Source organism: Sphingomonas jejuensis, assembly GCF_011927695.1.
GTDB lineage: Bacteria > Pseudomonadota > Alphaproteobacteria > Sphingomonadales > Sphingomonadaceae > Sphingomonas_K > Sphingomonas_K jejuensis.
In genome coordinates, this window is record NZ_JAATJE010000001.1 from 1,685,567 (window position 1) to 1,702,126 (window position 16,560).

Annotated in this window: 19 protein-coding genes; 9 read left to right on the plus strand and 10 right to left on the minus strand. The window is 68.1% G+C overall.

Annotated elements, in window-relative coordinates; translation table 11 throughout:
* Positions 1-20 precede the first annotated feature (20 nt).
* The 5 genes from lptG to GGR88_RS08530 all read left to right on the plus strand — a co-directional run bounded on the left by lptG (position 21) and on the right by GGR88_RS08530 (position 4,193).
* Positions 21-1,082 carry an LPS export ABC transporter permease LptG gene (gene lptG, locus GGR88_RS08510; RefSeq protein WP_167954460.1) on the plus strand — a complete coding sequence of 354 codons (1,062 nt, stop codon included), beginning with the start codon at positions 21-23 and terminating at the stop codon, positions 1,080-1,082.
* Between the two features lie 160 nt (positions 1,083-1,242).
* Positions 1,243-1,962 carry a sterol desaturase family protein gene (locus GGR88_RS08515; protein WP_245196729.1) on the plus strand — a complete coding sequence of 240 codons (720 nt, stop codon included), beginning with the start codon at positions 1,243-1,245 and terminating at the stop codon, positions 1,960-1,962.
* Positions 1,955-2,149 carry a DUF2093 domain-containing protein gene (locus tag GGR88_RS08520; protein ID WP_167954084.1) on the plus strand — a complete coding sequence of 65 codons (195 nt, stop codon included), beginning with the start codon at positions 1,955-1,957 and terminating at the stop codon, positions 2,147-2,149. Before GGR88_RS08515 ends, GGR88_RS08520 begins: the two co-directional genes overlap by 8 nt.
* 57 nt (positions 2,150-2,206) lie before the next feature.
* Positions 2,207-3,352 carry a GNAT family N-acetyltransferase gene (locus GGR88_RS08525; RefSeq protein WP_167954085.1) on the plus strand — a complete coding sequence of 382 codons (1,146 nt, stop codon included), beginning with the start codon at positions 2,207-2,209 and terminating at the stop codon, positions 3,350-3,352.
* Between the two features lie 13 nt (positions 3,353-3,365).
* A complete protein-coding gene (locus GGR88_RS08530; RefSeq protein WP_167954086.1) occupies positions 3,366-4,193 on the plus strand; it encodes a hypothetical protein in 828 nt (275 codons plus the stop codon).
* A gap of 3 nt (positions 4,194-4,196) precedes the next feature.
* Here the strand turns inward: GGR88_RS08530 and GGR88_RS08535 are convergent, their stop codons facing one another.
* The 4 genes from GGR88_RS08535 to GGR88_RS08550 all read right to left on the minus strand — a co-directional run bounded on the left by GGR88_RS08535 (position 4,197) and on the right by GGR88_RS08550 (position 6,678).
* A complete protein-coding gene (locus GGR88_RS08535; RefSeq protein WP_245196475.1) occupies positions 4,197-4,817 on the minus strand; it encodes an energy transducer TonB in 621 nt (206 codons plus the stop codon).
* A gap of 90 nt (positions 4,818-4,907) precedes the next feature.
* Positions 4,908-5,687: an exodeoxyribonuclease III gene (xth, locus tag GGR88_RS08540; protein ID WP_167954087.1), complete on the minus strand. Its 780-nt coding sequence runs from the start codon at positions 5,685-5,687 to the stop codon at positions 4,908-4,910.
* A 1-nt stretch (position 5,688) separates the two neighbouring features.
* Positions 5,689-6,015 carry an iron-sulfur cluster insertion protein ErpA gene (gene erpA, locus GGR88_RS08545; protein ID WP_167954088.1) on the minus strand — a complete coding sequence of 109 codons (327 nt, stop codon included), beginning with the start codon at positions 6,013-6,015 and terminating at the stop codon, positions 5,689-5,691.
* Between the two features lie 45 nt (positions 6,016-6,060).
* A complete protein-coding gene (locus GGR88_RS08550; RefSeq protein WP_167954089.1) occupies positions 6,061-6,678 on the minus strand; it encodes a class I SAM-dependent methyltransferase in 618 nt (205 codons plus the stop codon).
* Between the two features lie 113 nt (positions 6,679-6,791).
* On the opposite strand from GGR88_RS08550, the gene GGR88_RS08555 reads away from it, so the two are divergent.
* Complete coding sequence (locus GGR88_RS08555) at positions 6,792-8,084, plus strand: MFS transporter (RefSeq protein ID WP_167954090.1); 1,293 nt, start codon at positions 6,792-6,794, stop codon at positions 8,082-8,084.
* On the opposite strand, the gene GGR88_RS08560 is transcribed toward GGR88_RS08555, so the two are convergent.
* Positions 8,056-10,353, minus strand: a complete 2,298-nt coding sequence (locus tag GGR88_RS08560) for a CDC48 family AAA ATPase (RefSeq protein WP_167954091.1) — start codon at positions 10,351-10,353, stop codon at positions 8,056-8,058. The genes GGR88_RS08555 and GGR88_RS08560 overlap by 29 nt on opposite strands.
* 254 nt (positions 10,354-10,607) lie before the next feature.
* On the opposite strand from GGR88_RS08560, the gene GGR88_RS08565 reads away from it, so the two are divergent.
* Positions 10,608-11,483, plus strand: a complete 876-nt coding sequence (locus tag GGR88_RS08565) for a LysR substrate-binding domain-containing protein (RefSeq protein ID WP_167954092.1) — start codon at positions 10,608-10,610, stop codon at positions 11,481-11,483.
* Positions 11,484-11,529: 46 nt separating this feature from the next.
* On the opposite strand, the gene GGR88_RS08570 is transcribed toward GGR88_RS08565, so the two are convergent.
* Positions 11,530-11,982 carry a peptidylprolyl isomerase gene (locus GGR88_RS08570; protein ID WP_167954462.1) on the minus strand — a complete coding sequence of 151 codons (453 nt, stop codon included), beginning with the start codon at positions 11,980-11,982 and terminating at the stop codon, positions 11,530-11,532.
* 121 nt (positions 11,983-12,103) lie between these two features.
* Here GGR88_RS08570 and mgtE point away from each other — a divergent pair, with 121 nt between their 5' ends.
* On the plus strand, positions 12,104-13,501 hold the full coding sequence (gene mgtE / locus GGR88_RS08575) for a magnesium transporter (RefSeq protein ID WP_167954093.1): 1,398 nt from the start codon (positions 12,104-12,106) through the stop codon (positions 13,499-13,501).
* A 41-nt stretch (positions 13,502-13,542) separates the two neighbouring features.
* A complete protein-coding gene (locus GGR88_RS08580; protein ID WP_167954094.1) occupies positions 13,543-13,947 on the plus strand; it encodes a DUF1489 family protein in 405 nt (134 codons plus the stop codon).
* A 7-nt stretch (positions 13,948-13,954) separates the two neighbouring features.
* Here the strand turns inward: GGR88_RS08580 and GGR88_RS08585 are convergent, their stop codons facing one another.
* From GGR88_RS08585 to fdxA, 4 genes are all read right to left on the minus strand, one after another.
* On the minus strand, positions 13,955-14,626 hold the full coding sequence (locus GGR88_RS08585; protein ID WP_167954095.1) for a GIN domain-containing protein: 672 nt from the start codon (positions 14,624-14,626) through the stop codon (positions 13,955-13,957).
* Positions 14,617-15,360: a head GIN domain-containing protein gene (locus tag GGR88_RS08590; RefSeq protein WP_167954096.1), complete on the minus strand. Its 744-nt coding sequence runs from the start codon at positions 15,358-15,360 to the stop codon at positions 14,617-14,619. Before GGR88_RS08590 ends, GGR88_RS08585 begins: the two co-directional genes overlap by 10 nt.
* 104 nt (positions 15,361-15,464) lie before the next feature.
* Positions 15,465-15,998, minus strand: coding sequence for a CarD family transcriptional regulator (locus GGR88_RS08595; protein ID WP_167954097.1), 534 nt, complete (start codon positions 15,996-15,998; stop codon positions 15,465-15,467).
* Between the two features lie 176 nt (positions 15,999-16,174).
* Positions 16,175-16,513: a ferredoxin FdxA gene (fdxA, locus tag GGR88_RS08600; RefSeq protein WP_167954098.1), complete on the minus strand. Its 339-nt coding sequence runs from the start codon at positions 16,511-16,513 to the stop codon at positions 16,175-16,177.
* Between the last annotated feature and the right edge of the window lie 47 nt (positions 16,514-16,560).

Here is a 16,560-nt window from a genome sequence, read left to right on the forward strand (position 1 = left end):
CCCGCACCGTCTCCATCTACATGGCCCGGCTGTTCCTGGTGCGCAGCCTGGCCGTCTTGGGTGGGCTCGTCCTCATCCTCATGGCGCTCGATCTGCTGGGTGAATCCGGCCGCATCCTCGCCCAGCCCGGAAATGGCCAGGCGGAGGTCGTGCGCTACGTCTTCCTCCGCATCCCGCAGATCGTCGACCGCTTTCTGCCGTTCGCGATCCTCCTGGGCACGCTGATCACGCTGGCCACGCTCAACCAGAACAGCGAGGTCATCTCGCTCAAGGCCTCGGGCATGTCCGCGCACCAGATCCTGGCGCCGCTCGTCCTCGCTTCGCTCGGCGTCGCGCTGTTCGCCTTCGTGTTTCACGAACGCATCGTCACCCGCTCCAATGCGGCGCTGACCGCGTGGCAGGCCGCGCGCTATGGCCCCGTCCCGGACGGCAGCGGGTCGCTGTCGAACGTCTGGGCGCGTGACGGCAACGATCTTGTGTTCGCCACCGCCGTCGCCGGCCGCGGCGCCGACACCCGCCTGACGGGCGTCACGCTCTACCAACGCGGCACCAACGGCGGCATGGAACAGATCATCGAGGCCGAGGCGGCGCGCCCCGCGCCAAACGGCACCGGCTGGCTGCTGACCAACGCCTCGCTGTTCGAGGTGCAGAGCGGCACCGAACGCGCGATCGGGTCGGCGGTGGTCGCGACCGGCGTTCGCCCGGATCAGTTCACCCTCGCCCGCGTCGATGCGGACGCCCTGCCCTTCACGCAGCTGTCGACCGCGATCGAGGATCTGGAAGAGGCCGGCCGTCCGACCAACGAGGTCCGCACCGGCTGGTGGCACAAATTTTCCGGGCCGCTGTCGTCGGTGCTGATGCCCTTCCTTGGCGCGGTTGCCGGCTTCGGCCTCGCGCGCTCGGGCAAGCTCCTGGTGCGCAGCGTCATCGGCATGGCGCTCGGCTTCACCTATTTCGTGGCCGACAATTTCGCGCTCGCCATGGGCAACCTCGGCGCCTACCCGCCCTTCCTCGCTGCCTGGGCGCCGTTCGTGCTGTTCTTCCTGATCGGTCAGACCGTGCTGTTCCGCACGGAGGAGTGACCGGGAAGCAACAGATTGGGGCCTTCCGTCGCACCGACGTCTAAAAACTGCCTTAATGCGTTACAACATGGGGCACGTGACGACAGCGAAGGGTGAAGGCGTGGAAGGGTCGACTACAGCGAAGACGGGCTTCTGGAACCGCTCGCACCATCTCGATCGCATGACGTTCCGGGAACTGGTGATCGCCTATTTCCAATATCCCGCGATCATGGGCTACCTGCTCTGCGCCGCGGCAGCCATCGCCGCGTTCGTGTGGCGCCCAGCCTCCCCGCTGCAGACGGTTGCCGCCGTTGCGGTCGCCGCTCTCGTCTACCCGCTCGCCTGGTATGTGCTCCACCGCTGGGTCCTGCACAGCCGCTGGATGTTCAAGGTGTCGCCACTCGCCTCCACCTGGAAGCGGATCCACTATGATCACCATCAGGATCCGAACCATCTGGAGGTGCTGTTCGGCGCGCTCCACACGACCTTGCCGGCCATTGTGGTCGCGACGGCGCCGGTCGGCTGGCTGATCGGCGGCTTCGGCGGCGCGATGGCGGCGATCGCCACCGGCCTGCTCACCACCTGCTTTTATGAGTTCTGCCACTGCATCCAGCATCTGGCGTACAAGCCGCGCAACAAGATGCTGGCCGCCATGAAGGCGCGTCACATGGCGCACCACTTCCATGACGAAACCGGCAACTTCGGCATCACCAACTATTTCTGGGATCGCCTGTTCGGCACCTTCTACGAACGGCAGGAGCGCAAGGCAAAGTCGCCGACCGTGTTCAACCTCGGCTATGACGAGGAAGCGGCGAAGCGGTGGCCAAAGGTCGCCGAGCTGTCCGGCGGGGTGGTGAGCGGCCATCCGCGCCAGCGCCACCGCGCCGCCGACCATGCTTGATCGCGCGGGTCTCGCCATCATTCGGTACGACACGCCGGACATCCAGGTCATCCGGCGGGGCAGCCATGTGCTTTGCGCCGTCACCGGCCGGCCCATCGCCTTGGAGGACCTCCGCTATTGGAGCGTCGCCCGGCAGGAGGCCTATGTCGGCCCCGCGGAGCTGATCGAGGCGGCCAAGCGCGGCTGAGAGCTCCGCCCTCAATCAACTCGTTTGCCAAGCCGCGCCGCCGCGCTACGCAGGCATATGACCAGCATCCGCCCCGTCCGCACGAAGGCCGACACCCGCGCCTTCGTCGATCTGCCCTATCGCCTCTATGCCGCCGATCCCAACTGGATCCCGCCGCTGAAGAGCGAGGCGGCCGGCCTCATCGACCGGAAGAAGAATCCCTTCTTCGGCCATGCCGACATGGCGCTGTTTCTGGCAGAACGGGACGGGCGGGTGGTTGGGCGCATCTCCGCCCATGTCGATCATCTCGCGGTCACGCAGCCCGCCGAACAGGGCATGGGGCCCGGCACCGGCAACTGGGGCCTCATGGAGGCGGAGGACGAGGCGACGTTCCGCCTGCTCATCGCCGCGGCGGAAGCCTGGCTGAAGGATCAGGGCATGACCCGGTCGCTGGGCCCGATCAGCCTGTCGATCTGGGAGGAGCCCGGCCTTCTGGTGAAAGGCCATGATCATGCGCCCACCGTGATGATGGGCCACCATGATGCGCGGTACGAGGCTTGGGTGACGGCCGCCGGCTACCAGCCTGCCAAGTCGCTCTACACCTATGAGCTCAAGATCGATCAGCCCTTCCCCCCGCTGATCGAGCGCATCGTGCAGGCCGGCGAAAAGAATTCCAAGATCCGCATCCGCCCCGTCGACAAGTCGAGGTTCGACGAGGAGGCCGCGATCATCCTCCACATCCTCAACGACGCCTGGTCCAGCAACTGGGGCTTCGTGCCGTTCACGGACGAGGAAGTCGCCTATGCCGGCAAGCAGCTGAAGCCGATCGTCTTCAACGACCTCATCATGATCGGCGAGCTCGAAGGCGAACCGGTCGCCTTCATGATGACGCTCCCGGACATGAACGAGGCGCTGCGCCCGCTGAAAGGCTCCCTCTTCCCCTTTGGCTGGGCGAAGCTGCTGTGGTGGCTGCGCGCGCCAAAGGTGCGCACGATGCGGGTGCCGCTGATGGGCGTGGTCAAACGCCTGCAGGCAAGCCGCATGGCATCGCAGCTCGCCTTCATGATGATCGAGTATATTCGCCGCAGCGCCACCACCAAATACGGTGCGACCCGCGGTGAGATCGGCTGGATCCTGGACGACAACAAAGGGATGCGCGGCATCGCCGAAGCCATCGAAAGTCGGGTCAACCGGGAATATGTGATCTATGACAAGCAATTGTGATCAGCGATCAACGATGAGGTCCCGCTGGTCGGCGGCATTGATCGGCGCTGCCATGATCGCCACGGCAAGTGCAGCGACCGCACATGTGCCCTGTCCGCCGTTTGCGCCTGGTCAAGGCTTCGCGCCGCAGGGCGGTTACGAGATGAACCAGCTTTACTATGCGTGGAAAAGCTTCATCGACGGCAAAAGGCTTGCCGCAGCATGGCGTGTTTGGGCCCGCGATCACGAACCCGGGTTCCACAATCCCGGCGCTTTGATCAGCATGACCAGTCCCCGGTACGCGGCGGTGATGGAGTCCTGCGCGGAGACGGCAGATCCGCTGACGGCTGCCGTGCCGCAGGACTGCCGACTGCGCTTTGTGGAGGCGATCTTCCCCTGGACGTGCACCGATCAAGCGCTTTCCACCTGGGCACGGAACGTCTTCGATCCAGAGGCTCTTGCGCGAAGGATGGCCGATCAGCGTATCGATCCTTCGCGCCTGGATCGGGGTGACGCCGCCGAACGGCTGTTCTCCGTGCTTCCGGATCCTACCACCGCGTTGATCGAACACGGCCGCACGGTCGCGATATCGTCCAAGGATTGTCCAGCCTTGTTGGCGGAGGTCTTGAGGATCGATCAGGCCGGCAAGACGATGGAGATCGACTTCCCATCCGTTCGGACGGGCTCTCCCAGCCTGTCGCCCTATGCGCATGCTCCAACTTACAGCATTGAGATCGATACGGCGACGTCCGGTGGCACTGCCGTAATCAGATGGAGTGGCGCAAATATGTGGCCGCTCGTCGATCCCGTCTTCACCGCAGCTGATCGCTGCGCTGCGGAGATGAACGCTCGCCGAGACTGAGCCTCAACCTCCCTCCAGCCACCAGTCCTGCCGCCACCCGGCGATGTCTGCCACCCGACGCCCCTCGCGGTCGCGCGCGGGTTCGAAGCGAAACCGCTCCTCGATCAGCCGGCAGGTCGTCTCGTCCAGCGCTTCGTTCCCGCTCGATTGGCGGATCTCGCATCCCGCAGCCCGGCCATCCGGCGTCACCGTGAATGCGGCGACAACGGTGCCTTCCGCCCGCAGCCGGCGCGCTGCACGCGGGAAGTCGCGGTCGACGATCCGGCCGCTTAGATATTCCGCGCGCGTCGCTATTCCTCCGCCACCGGTCCCGTCGCCTGCGCCGCCGCTGCCGCGCCCGATTCCGTCACCACCCGCTCCGCTTCCCGGCCCCGCCCGGTCGCTGGCGCCGGCGGTCACGTCCGGTCCCGCAGCGGCGACCGGCGGCGCCGGCGGTGCGGGCGTGGGCAGGATCGGCGGCGGCGCCGGGATCGGGCGCGGCTCGGCACGCGGTGCTGGCGGCGCCGCCGACCCGGCGGGTTCGGGTGCGACCGGCGGCGGCGGCTCGGGTACCCTCAGCTCGAAGATGGCAAGTCCGCCTGCTGGCGGCATGATCGTCCGCGGTCGCGGGCCGAACAGCAGCATCAGGATGGCCGCTGCATGTGCAGCGATGATCAACAGCGCCGTGACCGGCCTGTGCAGATCGCGGCCGGCTGTCACCGGCGCGCCGGAGGGTCAGCGAAGCTCCACCCACACCGGCACATGGTCGCTCGCCTTCTCGCGCCCGCGATAGGCGCGGTCGATGCCCGCCCGAACCAGCCGGTCGGCTGCGACCGGGCTTGCCAGCAGATGGTCGATGCGGAACCCCGCATCCCGCGCCCATGCGCCCGCCTGGTAGTCCCAGAAGGTGTAGGCCGGTCCGCTCGGCTGGAAGGTGCGGATCGCATCGATCCAGCCCTGCGCCAGGATGCGCCGGAACGCCGCCTGCGACTCGGGCTGCATCAGCGCGTCGTCCGCCATCGCGCGGACTGAAAACGTGTCGTCGTGGGTCGTGGTCGGGATGACGTTCCAGTCGCCGGCCAGGATCACCGGGGCCTCGCACGCCAGCAGCGCCTCTCCCCGCGCCGCGAGCCGCTCCATCCAGGCAAGCTTGTAATCGAACTTGGGGCCCGGCTGCGGATTGCCGTTCGGCAGGTACAGGCAGCCGACGATCACGCCGTTCACCGCGGCCTCGAGGTAGCGGCTTTGTGCGTCCTCGGGGTCGCCGGGCAGCCCGCGCTGCGTCTCGTGCAGGTCCAGCCCCGCGCGCGACAGGATCGCGACTCCGTTGAAGCTCTTCTGCCCGTGCCAGATCGCCTGATATCCGGCCGCCTCGATGTCGGCCGCCGGAAAGCCTTCGTCCTGGCTCTTCAGCTCCTGCAGGCAGACCACGTCGGGCGTCGTCTCGCCAAGCCACTCCAGCAGCCGAAGGAGACGCGCCTTGATGCCGTTGATGTTGTAGGTCGCGATCCGCACGTCAGATAGAGAAACTGGTGCCGCAGCCGCATCCGGACGCCGCATTGGGGTTCGTCACCCGGAACGCGGCCCCACCCAGGCTTTCGACGAAATCGATGGTCCCGCCGCGCACCAGGTCGATGCTTACCGGATCCACCACAAGCGTCACGCCGTCGCGCTCCGCCCGCTCGTCGTCGGCCTCGACTTCATCGGCCAGCCCGAACTTGTACTGGAAGCCGGAGCACCCGCCGCCTTCCACCGCCAGCCGAAGGATGGCGGGCTTGGACTGGCGCGCCGCGATCGCAGCGACACGGGCGGCCGCGGCCGGGGAAAGGTCAATCGCACTCATGATGTCCGAGATAGGCAGTCGCGCCCGCCCCGGCAAGCAAGGGGGTCAGTCGGCCCAGGCCCAGTAAAGCTGCGCCGGCGGCACGTTCCACACCTCGAACCCATGGTCGATCCGCTCGAAATGCGGTGCGATGAAGTCGCGGACCTTGGGGCTGAACTGATAGACCAGGAAGGCGCCGCCCGGGCGGAGCGCCGCGCGCGTTTCCGATGCGATGGCCGGGCCCACGCCCGGGGGCAGCGTCGAAAAGGGCAGCCCCGACAGAATATAGTCGGCATGGTCGTGGCCAAGGTCGGCGATGATCCGCCGCACGTCCGCCGCTGATCCCTTCACCGCGTGGAAGCGGGGATCGCGGAACTCGGCCCGCAGATAGTCGATGAAGTCGGGGTTGGTGTCGATCGCCACATAGGTGCCGTCCGCCGGCAGCTTGTCCAGGATCGCGCGGCTGAAGGTGCCGACGCCCGGCCCATATTCGACGAACAGCTTGGTCGCCGCCCAATCGACAGGGCCCAGCATCTTGTCGATCAGCTTGTCCGATGACGGGATTATCGACCCGACCATGACCGGGTTCTTGACGAATCCCTTGAAGAACATCGTCATGGGACGGCTCTTGTGGGCAAGCGCCTGCAGGGGAGAGCGGCGTTCCGCCTTAACCGTGGCCGTCATCGAAGCTCCGTCACGAACGTGAAACCGCTCCGTCGCAAATCCGTCACGACCACGCAAGTTCCGGAGCGGTGCCGATGTCGCCTTCCGACGTTCGATCGGTCAAAGACACCGGCATGACCGCGCCTGCCCCCCGCGTCGATCGCGACTTCGCCCTCCTGTTCCTGTCGATGATGACGATCGCCGCCGGCAACACCGCGCTGCAGTCGGTGATGCCGGGCATCGGCCGGCGGCTCGGCCTGCCCGACACCGCGATCGCCGTCGCCTTTTCCGTGTCCGCCCTCTTGTGGGTGGTCGCCGCACCGTTCTGGGCGAAACGGTCGGATCGCCACGGCCGGCGCCGCATGGTGCTCCTTGGCCTGATCGGCTTTGCACTGTCGTCGATCTTCTGCGCGCTCGCGCTCAGCGCAGGCCTGGCGGGCTGGATCGGGGGAACGGCCACGCTGGCCGCGTTCGTCGGCGCCCGTCTCATCTACGGCGGCTTCGGCGCGGCAACTCCGCCGGCCGCGCAGGCGATGGTGGCCGAACGCACCGGGCCGGAAGCCCGCACCCGCGCGCTCAGCCTGCTCGCCTCCGCCTTCGGGCTCGGCACCATCATCGGCCCCGCGCTGGCGCCGCTGTTCGTGCTGCCGCTGGTCGGCCTCGCCGGCCCGGCCTATGCCTTTTCGCTGGTTGCGGTGGTCGTCGTTCTCACCGTCGGCTTCGGCCTGTCGCGGGAGGCGTCGTCCGGCTCCGCCCGCGGGTCGGGTGCCGTCACCTCCTACCCCACCATCGGCGGCCAGCAGACGGGCGCCAGCGTGGTCGCGGCCACCGCGCCCGGCCGCGCCGCCGTCGCCTGGACGGACCGGCGCATCCTTCCATGGATGATCGTGGGGCTCACCATGGGGCATGCGCAGGCGATGATCGGCCAGTCGATCGGCTTCCTCATCATCGATCGGCTGGCCCTGCCGGCGGAGGCGGCGCAGGGATCGATCGGCATCGTGCTCATGGTCGGCGCGGGCGCCGCGCTGCTGGCACAATGGGGCCTCATCCCCCTGCTCGACCTCAGACCGCGCGGTCTGGTGCTGTGGGGCGCGGTGCTCGCCGCCGCCGGTGCGCTGGCGATCGCGCTGGTCGACGGGCTCCACGCACTCGCGCTGTCCTATGCGCTCGCCTCGATCGGCTTCGGCTTTCTTCGTCCCGGCTTCACCGCCGGCGCCTCGCTGGCGGTGGGGGCGGAGGCGCAGGGCTCGGTCGCCGGCCGCACCACCGCGATCAACGGCGCCGCCTTCGTGCTTGGCCCGGCGATCGGCGTCGGGCTCTACGAACTGTGGCGGCCGCTCCCTTATCTGGTCGCGACCGCCGCGCTCGTCCTCGTCATCGGCTATGCGCTTGCGCAGATTAAGGTGCCTTCGTCCCCCGCGGCGTGAGCATGCCCGGCGCGATGAACCCGATCGGGTCCAGCCCGCGCGCATCCTGCTTCAGCTTGGCGGCGATCTGCTCGTAATCGCGCTCGATCTCCGGCGTCACCGACGGCCGCGTCTCCTCCAGCGCATGTTCGAAATGCGCCATCGTCACCGCCTGGGTGGAAAGGGACTGACGCAGCGCGAACAGTCCCGCCCGCCGCACCAGATCCTCCAGGTCGGCACCCGTGAAGCGGTCGGTGCGTGCCGCCAGGCTGTCCAGGTCGACATCGTCGGCCAGCGGCATGCGCCCGGTGTGGATGCCCAGGATCCGGCGACGCCCGCCCTGGTCGGGAACGGAGACATAGACCAGCTCGTCGAACCGCCCGGGCCGGAGCAGCGCCGGATCGATCAGGTTGGGCCGGTTGGTCGCCCCGATCACCACCACGGACTGCAATTCCTCCAGCCCGTCCATCTCCGCCAGGATCGTGTTCACGACCCGCTCGGTCACCTGCGGCTCGCCCATGCCACCGCCACGCGCGGGCACCAGCGAATCGAGCTCGTCGATGAAGATCACCGTCGGCGCCACCTGCCGCGCGCGGGCGAACAGGCGGGCGATCTGCTGCTCGCTCTCGCCATACCATTTGGACAGGAGATCGCTTGATTTGGTGGCGATGAAGTTCGCTTCCGCCTCGCGCGCCACTGCCTTCGCCAGCAACGTCTTGCCGGTGCCGGGCGGGCCATAGAGCAGGAAGCCCTTGGCCGGCCGGATGCCGAGCCGGCGAAACGCGTCCGGATCCTTCAGCGGCAGCTCGACGCCCTCGCGCAGACGATCGCGCGCCGCATCCAGGCCGCCGACATCCTCCCAGCGGACGGTCGGCGCCTGCACCATCACCTCGCGCATGGCCGACGGCTGCACCCGCTTCAGCGCTTCCACGAAGTCGCTCCGCGTGACGCTCAAGGTCTCCAGCACCTCGGGCGGGATCGTGCGCTCGTCCAGGTTCAGCTTTGGCATGATCCGCCGCACCGCCTCGATCGCCGCCTCGCGGGTCAATGCGGCCATGTCGGCTCCCACAAAGCCGAAGGTCGTGCGCGACAGCTCCTTCAGGTCGACATCGGGCGCCAGCGGCATGCCGCGCGTGTGGATGCCCAGGATCTCGCGTCGCCCCCGCTCGTCCGGCACGCCGATCACGATCTCGCGGTCGAACCGGCCGGGCCGGCGCAACGCCTCGTCGATCGCTTCCGGCCGGTTGGTCGCCGCAATCACCACCAGGTTGGCGCGCGCCTCCAGGCCGTCCATCAGCGTCAGCAGCTGGGCGACCAGCCGCTTTTCGGCTTCGCCCGACACCTGCCCGCGCTTGGGTGCGATCGAATCGATCTCGTCGATGAACACGATGGACGGCGCGTTCGCCGTCGCCTGCTCGAACACTTCGCGCAAAGCGCGCTCGGACTCGCCATAGGCGGACCCCATGATCTCGGGGCCGTTGATCAGAAAGAATTCGGCATCAGACTCGTTCGCCACCGCGCGCGCCAGCCGCGTCTTGCCGGTGCCGGGCGGCCCGTGCAGCAGCACGCCCTTGGGCGGGTCGACGCCCAGGCGCTGGAACAGCTCGGGATAGCGCAGCGGCAGCTCCACCATCTCGCGCAGCTGGTCGATGGTGCTGCCCAGACCGCCGATATCGTCATAGGTCACGTCCGCGCGCCGAGCGGTGGTTGGCTCCTCATATTCGGCGCGCAGCTCGACCTCGGTGGTCTCGTCGATGTGGACGATGCCCTTGGGCGTCGTCGACACGACCGCCAGCCTGATCTCCTGCAGGGCATAGGCCGGCGCGTTCAGCATTCGCTGCAGCTGCGGGGGCAGGTTGCCCTGTTCCACCTGCCGCTGGCCGGCGGTCGCCACCACGTCGCCGGCCGTCAGCGGCCGTCCCGAAAAACTCCGCTTCAGTGCAGCGCTCGATCCTTGCAGGCGCAGGTTCTGCTGCGCCGGCGCGAAGATCACCCGCGTCGCCGCCTTGGATTCGGCACGCCGCAGCTCCACGAAGTCGCCGGATCCCACGCCGGCATTGGCGCGCTGCAGGCCATCCAGCCGGATAACCTCAATGCCCTCGTCCTCGGGATATGGCAGCACAGCGCGCGCGGGGGTGGACCGCTTGCCGACGATCTCGACGACATCGCCTTCCTGCAGGCCCAGCGCGGACATCCGCTCGCGGGGCAGCCGGGCCAGACCACGTCCGCTGTCCTCCGCGCGGGCATTCGCCACCTGGATCCGCTCGATCTTGCTTTCCGCGTCGGCCATCAACCTCGTCCCGTTGTTCGCAAGGAAGAATGGGAAGCGGGGGCCGCGGTTGCCAAGAGGGCAAGAAAAAAGGGCCGGCCCCGAAGGACCGACCCTTGAAAGTTTAGGAGAGGATGCCTGAAAGGCCCGTTCCTTTTGCAGTGCAGCGTTAACGTTCGCAAGTGCGAAAGCGATAAGCCGCATTGCGATTCGTGCAACGATCGGGTCATAGTGACGCAACACGCCCGCACGACAGCAAGGAGACCTGTTCCGGCATGCGCAGGCTGCCTCCATTGACCGCGATCGAGGCCTTTGTGCAGGTCGCCCGCACCGGCTCGATCAAGGCCGCCGCGGACGAGCTCGCGCTCTCGTCACCCGCGCTTAGCCGCCGTGTTCAGGCGCTGGAACGCTTCGCCGGGCGCCAGCTTCTCAATCGCACGCACAGCGGTGTGCGGCCCAATGCCGATGGTGAACGCTTCCTCGCCAGCATCGTCCCGGCGCTGGACGCCATGTCTGATGCGATCACCGATCTGACCGGAAACAGCGATGAAATGCGGCTGCGTTTGGGCGTGCTGCCCTTGTTCGCATCGCAGCAATTGTTGCCCCGGCTGCCGAGTCTTCGGCATCGCCACCCGACCCTCCACCTCGATGTGGACACGGGCGGCCACGGGCTCGTCCGTCTCGGCGACACGCTTGATGTCGCGATCACGCTCGACCGCTCGATCGATCCCGCGCTCTACGCGCGGCGAATCAACACCGACATCATCTACCCGATTGCCTCGCGCCGGCTGACCGAAGGACGCGATGCGCTCCGGCAGCCGACCGATCTCGCGCGCGCAACCGTGCTGCTGCACCGGGACATGGGCGACACGCTTCCGACCTTCCTTCACCATCTCGGCCTAGATGATCTGGAGCCGCTCGCCATCGACCATTTCGACTCAGGTCAGTTGATGCTGGAGGCTGCGGCAGAAGGTCTTGGCGTCGCGTTCATGCACGAAAGCCATTTCCTCGCGGCGCGCGACGATCGGCTCGTGCGGCTCTTCGACGTGCGGGTGGAAAGCCCTTACAGCTATTGGTTCGCGTGCCGGCCGCGCGCGCTCGACGCGCGCCCCGTGCGGCTCTTCCACGACTGGCTGTTCGAAGACAGGTGAACCCGCCGCCCCGGCGGCAACGGCCGGCCGGGGCGGCGGCCCGAAATCAGGCGACCGTGGCCTTCACGATCTTGCCGGGGCTGCGCGGCGGCTCGCCCTTCGGCAGCGCGTCGACATGCTCCATGCCGGACTCAACCTGGCCCCAGACGGTATACTGGTTGTCCAGGAAGCGGGCATCGTCGAAGCAGATGAAGAACTGGCTGTTCGCGCTGTTCGGCGCCGACGTGCGCGCCATGGAACAGGTGCCGCGCACATGCGGCTCCTTCGAGAACTCGGCCTTCAGGTCCGGCTTCTTGCTGCCGCCGGTGCCGGTGCCCGTCGGGTCGCCGCCCTGCGCCATGAAGCCGTCGATCACGCGGTGGAACACCACGCCGTCGTAGAAACCCTCGTTCGCCAGCTCGGTGATGCGCTCGACATGGCCGGGGGCGAGGTCGGGGCGCAGGCGGATCACGACGTCGCCGCCATTGTCCAGGGTGAAGGTGAGCGTGTCGGCCACGATGGCAACTCCATGCGTTGGGTGTGGGAAGCGCCGCATATAGGCCCTTCGCCGGTCTTTCCCACTTTTCATCGATCCCCAGGCTCACTAGCCCCGGCGGGAGACCTGCGCGGGAGCCCATGCCATGACCGACACCGACAGCCCGGTCGACGCCCGCCCCGACACCAACCTCGACGAGGACGACCGGCTGAAGCCCGCCTTTGTCCGCGCCGTCATCGACGCGGTGGAGCGCGAGGATAGCGAGGCTGTCCGCCTGCTCGTCGCCGCCCTCCACACCGCCGACATCGCCGACCTGATCGAACAGGTCCCGGGCGAGATCCGCCATGATCTCGCCGGCGCGCTCGGCGACCGCCTCGACGGCGACGTCATCGCGGAGCTGAACGACTGGGTCCGCGACGAGCTGATGGAGGTGCTCGGCCCCGTCCAGGTCGCCGACATCGCCGGCACCATGGACACCGACGACGCGGTCGCGATGATCGAGGAGCTCGACGACAGCGACCAGCAGGCGGTGCTCGACGCGCTCGATCCCGACGACCGCGCCGCCATCGAGACCGCGCTTTCCTATCCGGAGGAATCTGCCGGCCGCCTCATGCAGCGCGAGCTGATCGCGGTGCCGCAGCACTGGACGGTCGGCGACGTCATCGACTGGCTCCGCCGCGACGAGGAGCTGACGACCGATTTCTGGGAAATCTTCGTCGTCGATCACCGCCACCATCCGATCGGCACCTGCCAGCTCAGCTGGATCCTGCGCACCCCGCGCGACATCGCGATCGAGGACGTGATGCAGCGCGAACAGACGCTCATCCCCGTCGACATGGACCAGGAGGAGGTCGCGCTCCGCTTCCAGAAATACGGCCTCATCTCCGCCGCGGTCGTGGACAGCAGCGGCCGGCTGGCCGGCATGATCACCGTCGACGACGTCCTGCACATCGTCCAGGAGGAAGCGGGCGAGGACGCGCTGCTGCTGTCGGGCGCGGGCGACGGCGACATCAACGAGCCGCTTCGCGAAAGCTACAAGGCGCGCGTCCGCTGGCTGATCGCCAATCTCGGCACAGCGCTGGTCGCGTCCTTCATCATCTCGCGCTTCGAGGACGCGATCGCCACCATGGCGACGCTTGCCGTGCTGATGCCGATCGTCGCCTCGCTCGGCGGCAATGCCGGCACGCAGACGATGGCGGTGGCCGTGCGCGCGCTCGCCACCAACCAGCTCACCCGCTCCAACAGCCTGCGCACCATCCGGCGTGAAATCGCGCTGGCGCTGCTCAACGGCGGCACCGTCGCCGTGCTCATCGGCATCGGCACCGGCGTCGTGTTCGGCAATCCCCGGCTCGGCGGGGTGATCGCCACCGCCATGATCGTGAACATCCTGATCGCGGGGCTGGCCGGCGTGCTCGTCCCGCTCACCCTCGAACGGCTCGATCAGGATCCCGCGGTCGCGTCGTCGGTGTTCGTGACGATGATCACCGACTCCATCGGCTTTCTCGCTTTTCTCGGGCTCGCGGTCGCATCCGGCCTCGTCTGAGGCTTGCTTGATCGCACGGGCCCAAGCGCCACATGGGGGTCATGCCCCTTCATCTCAGCAAGGTCGCCGTCGGCTGCGCCAGCCTCGACCTGCTTGTCGAGCGCATGGCCGCCCGCAGCGACGGCACCGCGGCCGAAATCACCACCCGCTTCCGCCCGACCCGCCATCAGGAGATCGACGCGGACAGCTCGCTCTACTGGATCATCAAGCATCGCTTGGTCGCGCGCCAGCCGATCCTGGGTTTTCGCGAGCTGGAGGGGGAGCGCCGCTGGGCGATCCGCCTGGACCCGCTGGTCATCCCCGTCCGCCAGCGCGCCAAGCGCGTGCACCAGGGCTGGCGCTACCTCGATCCCGCCGACGCACCGGAGGATCTCGTCTCGGGTGAGGGCGCAGTCGCGCTCCCACCCGCGCTTGCGGCAGAACTCCTCGATCTCGCCCTGATCTGACCGGCCGTCAGCGGCCGCAGCGCACCGCGCCCGCACCGCGCTGCGTCACCGAACAGCGCGGATTGCCCGTCACCGTCACCGCACCGGATCCTTCCGCGCTGATCCGGGCGTCCTGCCGGGCCGCCGCGCGGATCTCGCCGTCGCCCTGCGCGGCGATCGTCAGCCGCTCGGTCTGCAGGCGCACCGCATCGACGGCGGCGCTCCCCTGCGCGGCGATGATCGCGGTGGTGGCCGTGCCCGCCGCCGACACCCGCGCGCTTCCCGTCGCCGACAGGTCGAGCCGGTCGACGCGCATCTGGCCGACCTCCAGCCGCGACGCGCCTTCCGCCGACAGCCGCACCCTGTCCCCGCGGACGCGGTCGACCCGCAGCGTCGCAGGGCCGGCGAGCTGCACGCCCGCCACGTCGCCGGTGGTGATCGCCAGCGTCACCGGCGCATCGCCGGTCGCCGTCACCACCAACAGCCGGCCGTCCACCCGCGCAACCATGTCCTGCAACGCCCGCCCGTCCCCGGTCGCGCGGATGGAGGTGCCGCGCCCGGACGCCACCGTCGCGGTCACCGGTCCCGACAGGCGGATACGGTCGAACCCGGGCAGCGCCAGCCGCCGCTCCTCCGCCTGCGCCGGTGCCGCTGCGGCGACCAGCATCAGCGCGGCCGCCGCGGCGGCGTTCAGCCGCATGTCACGTCACCCACGCCTGCGCGCGAAATGGTGCACTCCGTCTGCCCCGTCACCGTGATGTCGCCCACCCCCATCGATGACAGGTTGGCCGGTCCGTTGACGGTCAGCGACACGTCGCCCGCGCCCATGGTGGACACCTCCGCGCGCGACGCCACCAGCGCGGCCGCATCCACGTCGCCCGCGCCGGCAATGGTGATGTTGGCGGCCTCGGCCGTCCCGCTCAGCGTCATGCTGCCCGCGCCCGCGATGCTGGCCGTCAGCCGGCCGACCTCGAGCGTCCCTGTCCGGATGTCGCCCGCGCCGGCGATGCCGAGCGTCAGGTCGTTGCCGCGCACGGCATCGATGCTGATGTCGCCCGCGCCCGCGATGTTCGCCGCCAGCAGCCGCGGCAGGGTTACGGTGATGGTGGCCTCGCCCTGGCTGGTCCCCTGGCGCCGGCCGACCACCAGCGTGTTGCCGTCGCGGCGGATGCGCAGCGCCTCCAGCGCGCTGGCATCGCCCGTCGCGCGCACCGAATAGGCGGGCCCGACGCGCAGCACGATGTTGTCCGGCCCGCGCAGCGAAACCGTGTCGAACGCGGCGACGTCGAACCGTCGCCCGTCGCCGTCGGCAACACCGGTCACGGCCGCGCCCGCCTCGTTGCCGGCGGGCTGCGCAACGTTGGCGTTCTCGCTGGATGCCGCTTCACCGCAGGCCACCAGCAGGAAGGCCGCTCCGATCAGGAAATGTCGCATGCCACTCTCCTTCATTGGGCGAAGGGGTAGCCGGATCGCGCCACCACGGGCAAGCGACGCTGGTCGATGGGGGCCGCGTCCGGTCGAACGCGGCCCGATCGCGGTCAGTCGGCGACCTTTTCCTTGTTGTAGATGGCCGCCGCCTTGTTCAGGATCTCGAGCAGCTTGGCGTGAGCGCTCTTCTCGTCGATCTGCTCCATCGCGGCGAGCTCGCGGGCAAGCCGGCTGGCCGCACCCTCGAAGATCTGCCGCTCGGAATAGCTCTGCTCGGGCTGGTCGTCGGCACGGAACAGGTCGCGCACGACTTCGGCGATCGACACCAGGTCGCCCGAATTGATCTTCGCCTCATATTCCTGCGCACGGCGCGACCACATGGTGCGCTTCACCCGCGGCTTGCCTTCCAGCGTCTGCAGCGCCTCGCGCAGCGTCTTGTCCGACGACAGCTTGCGCATGCCCACGCTCTCCGCCTTGTTGGTCGGCACGCGCAGCGTCATGCGCTCCTTTTCGAAACGCAGGACGTAGAGTTCCAGGTTGATGCCCGCGATCTGCTGTTGCTGCAGTTCCACGACGCGACCCACACCATGCTTCGGATAGACGACGTAATCACCCACGTCGAAGCTTAGCGCCTTCGCAGCCATTCAATCAGCCTTTCAGTTTGTGACGCGTACCCGGCCTTCCCGCATTGGGGGGAGTTGGGAAGCGGACGCTCTCACAGGACGACCCGATTTGGGCGCAGCCGGGGCGGCCACGCCAAATGTGACAGCTCCTTAACATATTTGGGACGAAAACGCCAAACGTTCCTGCGCCTCGTCGATCAGTCGCCCTGGCCCGGGTCTGCCGAAAAATACTTGTCGTACTTGCCTTCGACGCCCTTGAACGAGTCTGCGTCGGCCGGCGCCGGTCGCGCCCGTGTGATGTTCGGCCACTGCGCGGAAAAGGTCGCGTTCAGCTCCAGCCACTGCTCCTGACCGGCTTCCGTGTCGGGCAGGATCGCTTCGGCCGGGCACTCCGGCTCGCACACGCCGCAATCGATGCACTCGCTCGGATTGATCACGAGCATGTTATCGCCTTCGTAGAAGCAATCCACCGGGCACACCTCGACGCAATCCATATATTTGCACCGGATGCACGCGTCGGTGACGACGTAGGTCATAGCCCGAAAAACTCCCAAATCCGCTTTGCCGGCCGGTTAGGACCGAT

Coding starts and splice junctions, on each gene's coding strand:
- lptG (WP_167954460.1), top strand. CDS start 21: ATGGCCCGGCTGTTCCTGGTGCGCAGCCTGGCCGTCTTGGGTGGGCTC.
- GGR88_RS08515 (WP_245196729.1), top strand. CDS start 1,243: ATGACGTTCCGGGAACTGGTGATCGCCTATTTCCAATATCCCGCGATC.
- GGR88_RS08520 (WP_167954084.1), top strand. CDS start 1,955: ATGCTTGATCGCGCGGGTCTCGCCATCATTCGGTACGACACGCCGGAC.
- GGR88_RS08525 (WP_167954085.1), top strand. CDS start 2,207: ATGACCAGCATCCGCCCCGTCCGCACGAAGGCCGACACCCGCGCCTTC.
- GGR88_RS08530 (WP_167954086.1), top strand. CDS start 3,366: ATGAGGTCCCGCTGGTCGGCGGCATTGATCGGCGCTGCCATGATCGCC.
- GGR88_RS08535 (WP_245196475.1), bottom strand. CDS start 4,817: ATGCTGCTGTTCGGCCCGCGACCGCGGACGATCATGCCGCCAGCAGGC.
- erpA (WP_167954088.1), bottom strand. CDS start 6,015: ATGAGTGCGATTGACCTTTCCCCGGCCGCGGCCGCCCGTGTCGCTGCG.
- GGR88_RS08550 (WP_167954089.1), bottom strand. CDS start 6,678: ATGACGGCCACGGTTAAGGCGGAACGCCGCTCTCCCCTGCAGGCGCTT.
- GGR88_RS08555 (WP_167954090.1), top strand. CDS start 6,792: ATGACCGCGCCTGCCCCCCGCGTCGATCGCGACTTCGCCCTCCTGTTC.
- GGR88_RS08560 (WP_167954091.1), bottom strand. CDS start 10,353: ATGGCCGACGCGGAAAGCAAGATCGAGCGGATCCAGGTGGCGAATGCC.
- GGR88_RS08565 (WP_167954092.1), top strand. CDS start 10,608: ATGCGCAGGCTGCCTCCATTGACCGCGATCGAGGCCTTTGTGCAGGTC.
- mgtE (WP_167954093.1), top strand. CDS start 12,104: ATGACCGACACCGACAGCCCGGTCGACGCCCGCCCCGACACCAACCTC.
- GGR88_RS08580 (WP_167954094.1), top strand. CDS start 13,543: ATGCCCCTTCATCTCAGCAAGGTCGCCGTCGGCTGCGCCAGCCTCGAC.
- GGR88_RS08585 (WP_167954095.1), bottom strand. CDS start 14,626: ATGCGGCTGAACGCCGCCGCGGCGGCCGCGCTGATGCTGGTCGCCGCA.
- GGR88_RS08590 (WP_167954096.1), bottom strand. CDS start 15,360: ATGCGACATTTCCTGATCGGAGCGGCCTTCCTGCTGGTGGCCTGCGGT.
- GGR88_RS08595 (WP_167954097.1), bottom strand. CDS start 15,998: ATGGCTGCGAAGGCGCTAAGCTTCGACGTGGGTGATTACGTCGTCTAT.
- fdxA (WP_167954098.1), bottom strand. CDS start 16,513: ATGACCTACGTCGTCACCGACGCGTGCATCCGGTGCAAATATATGGAT.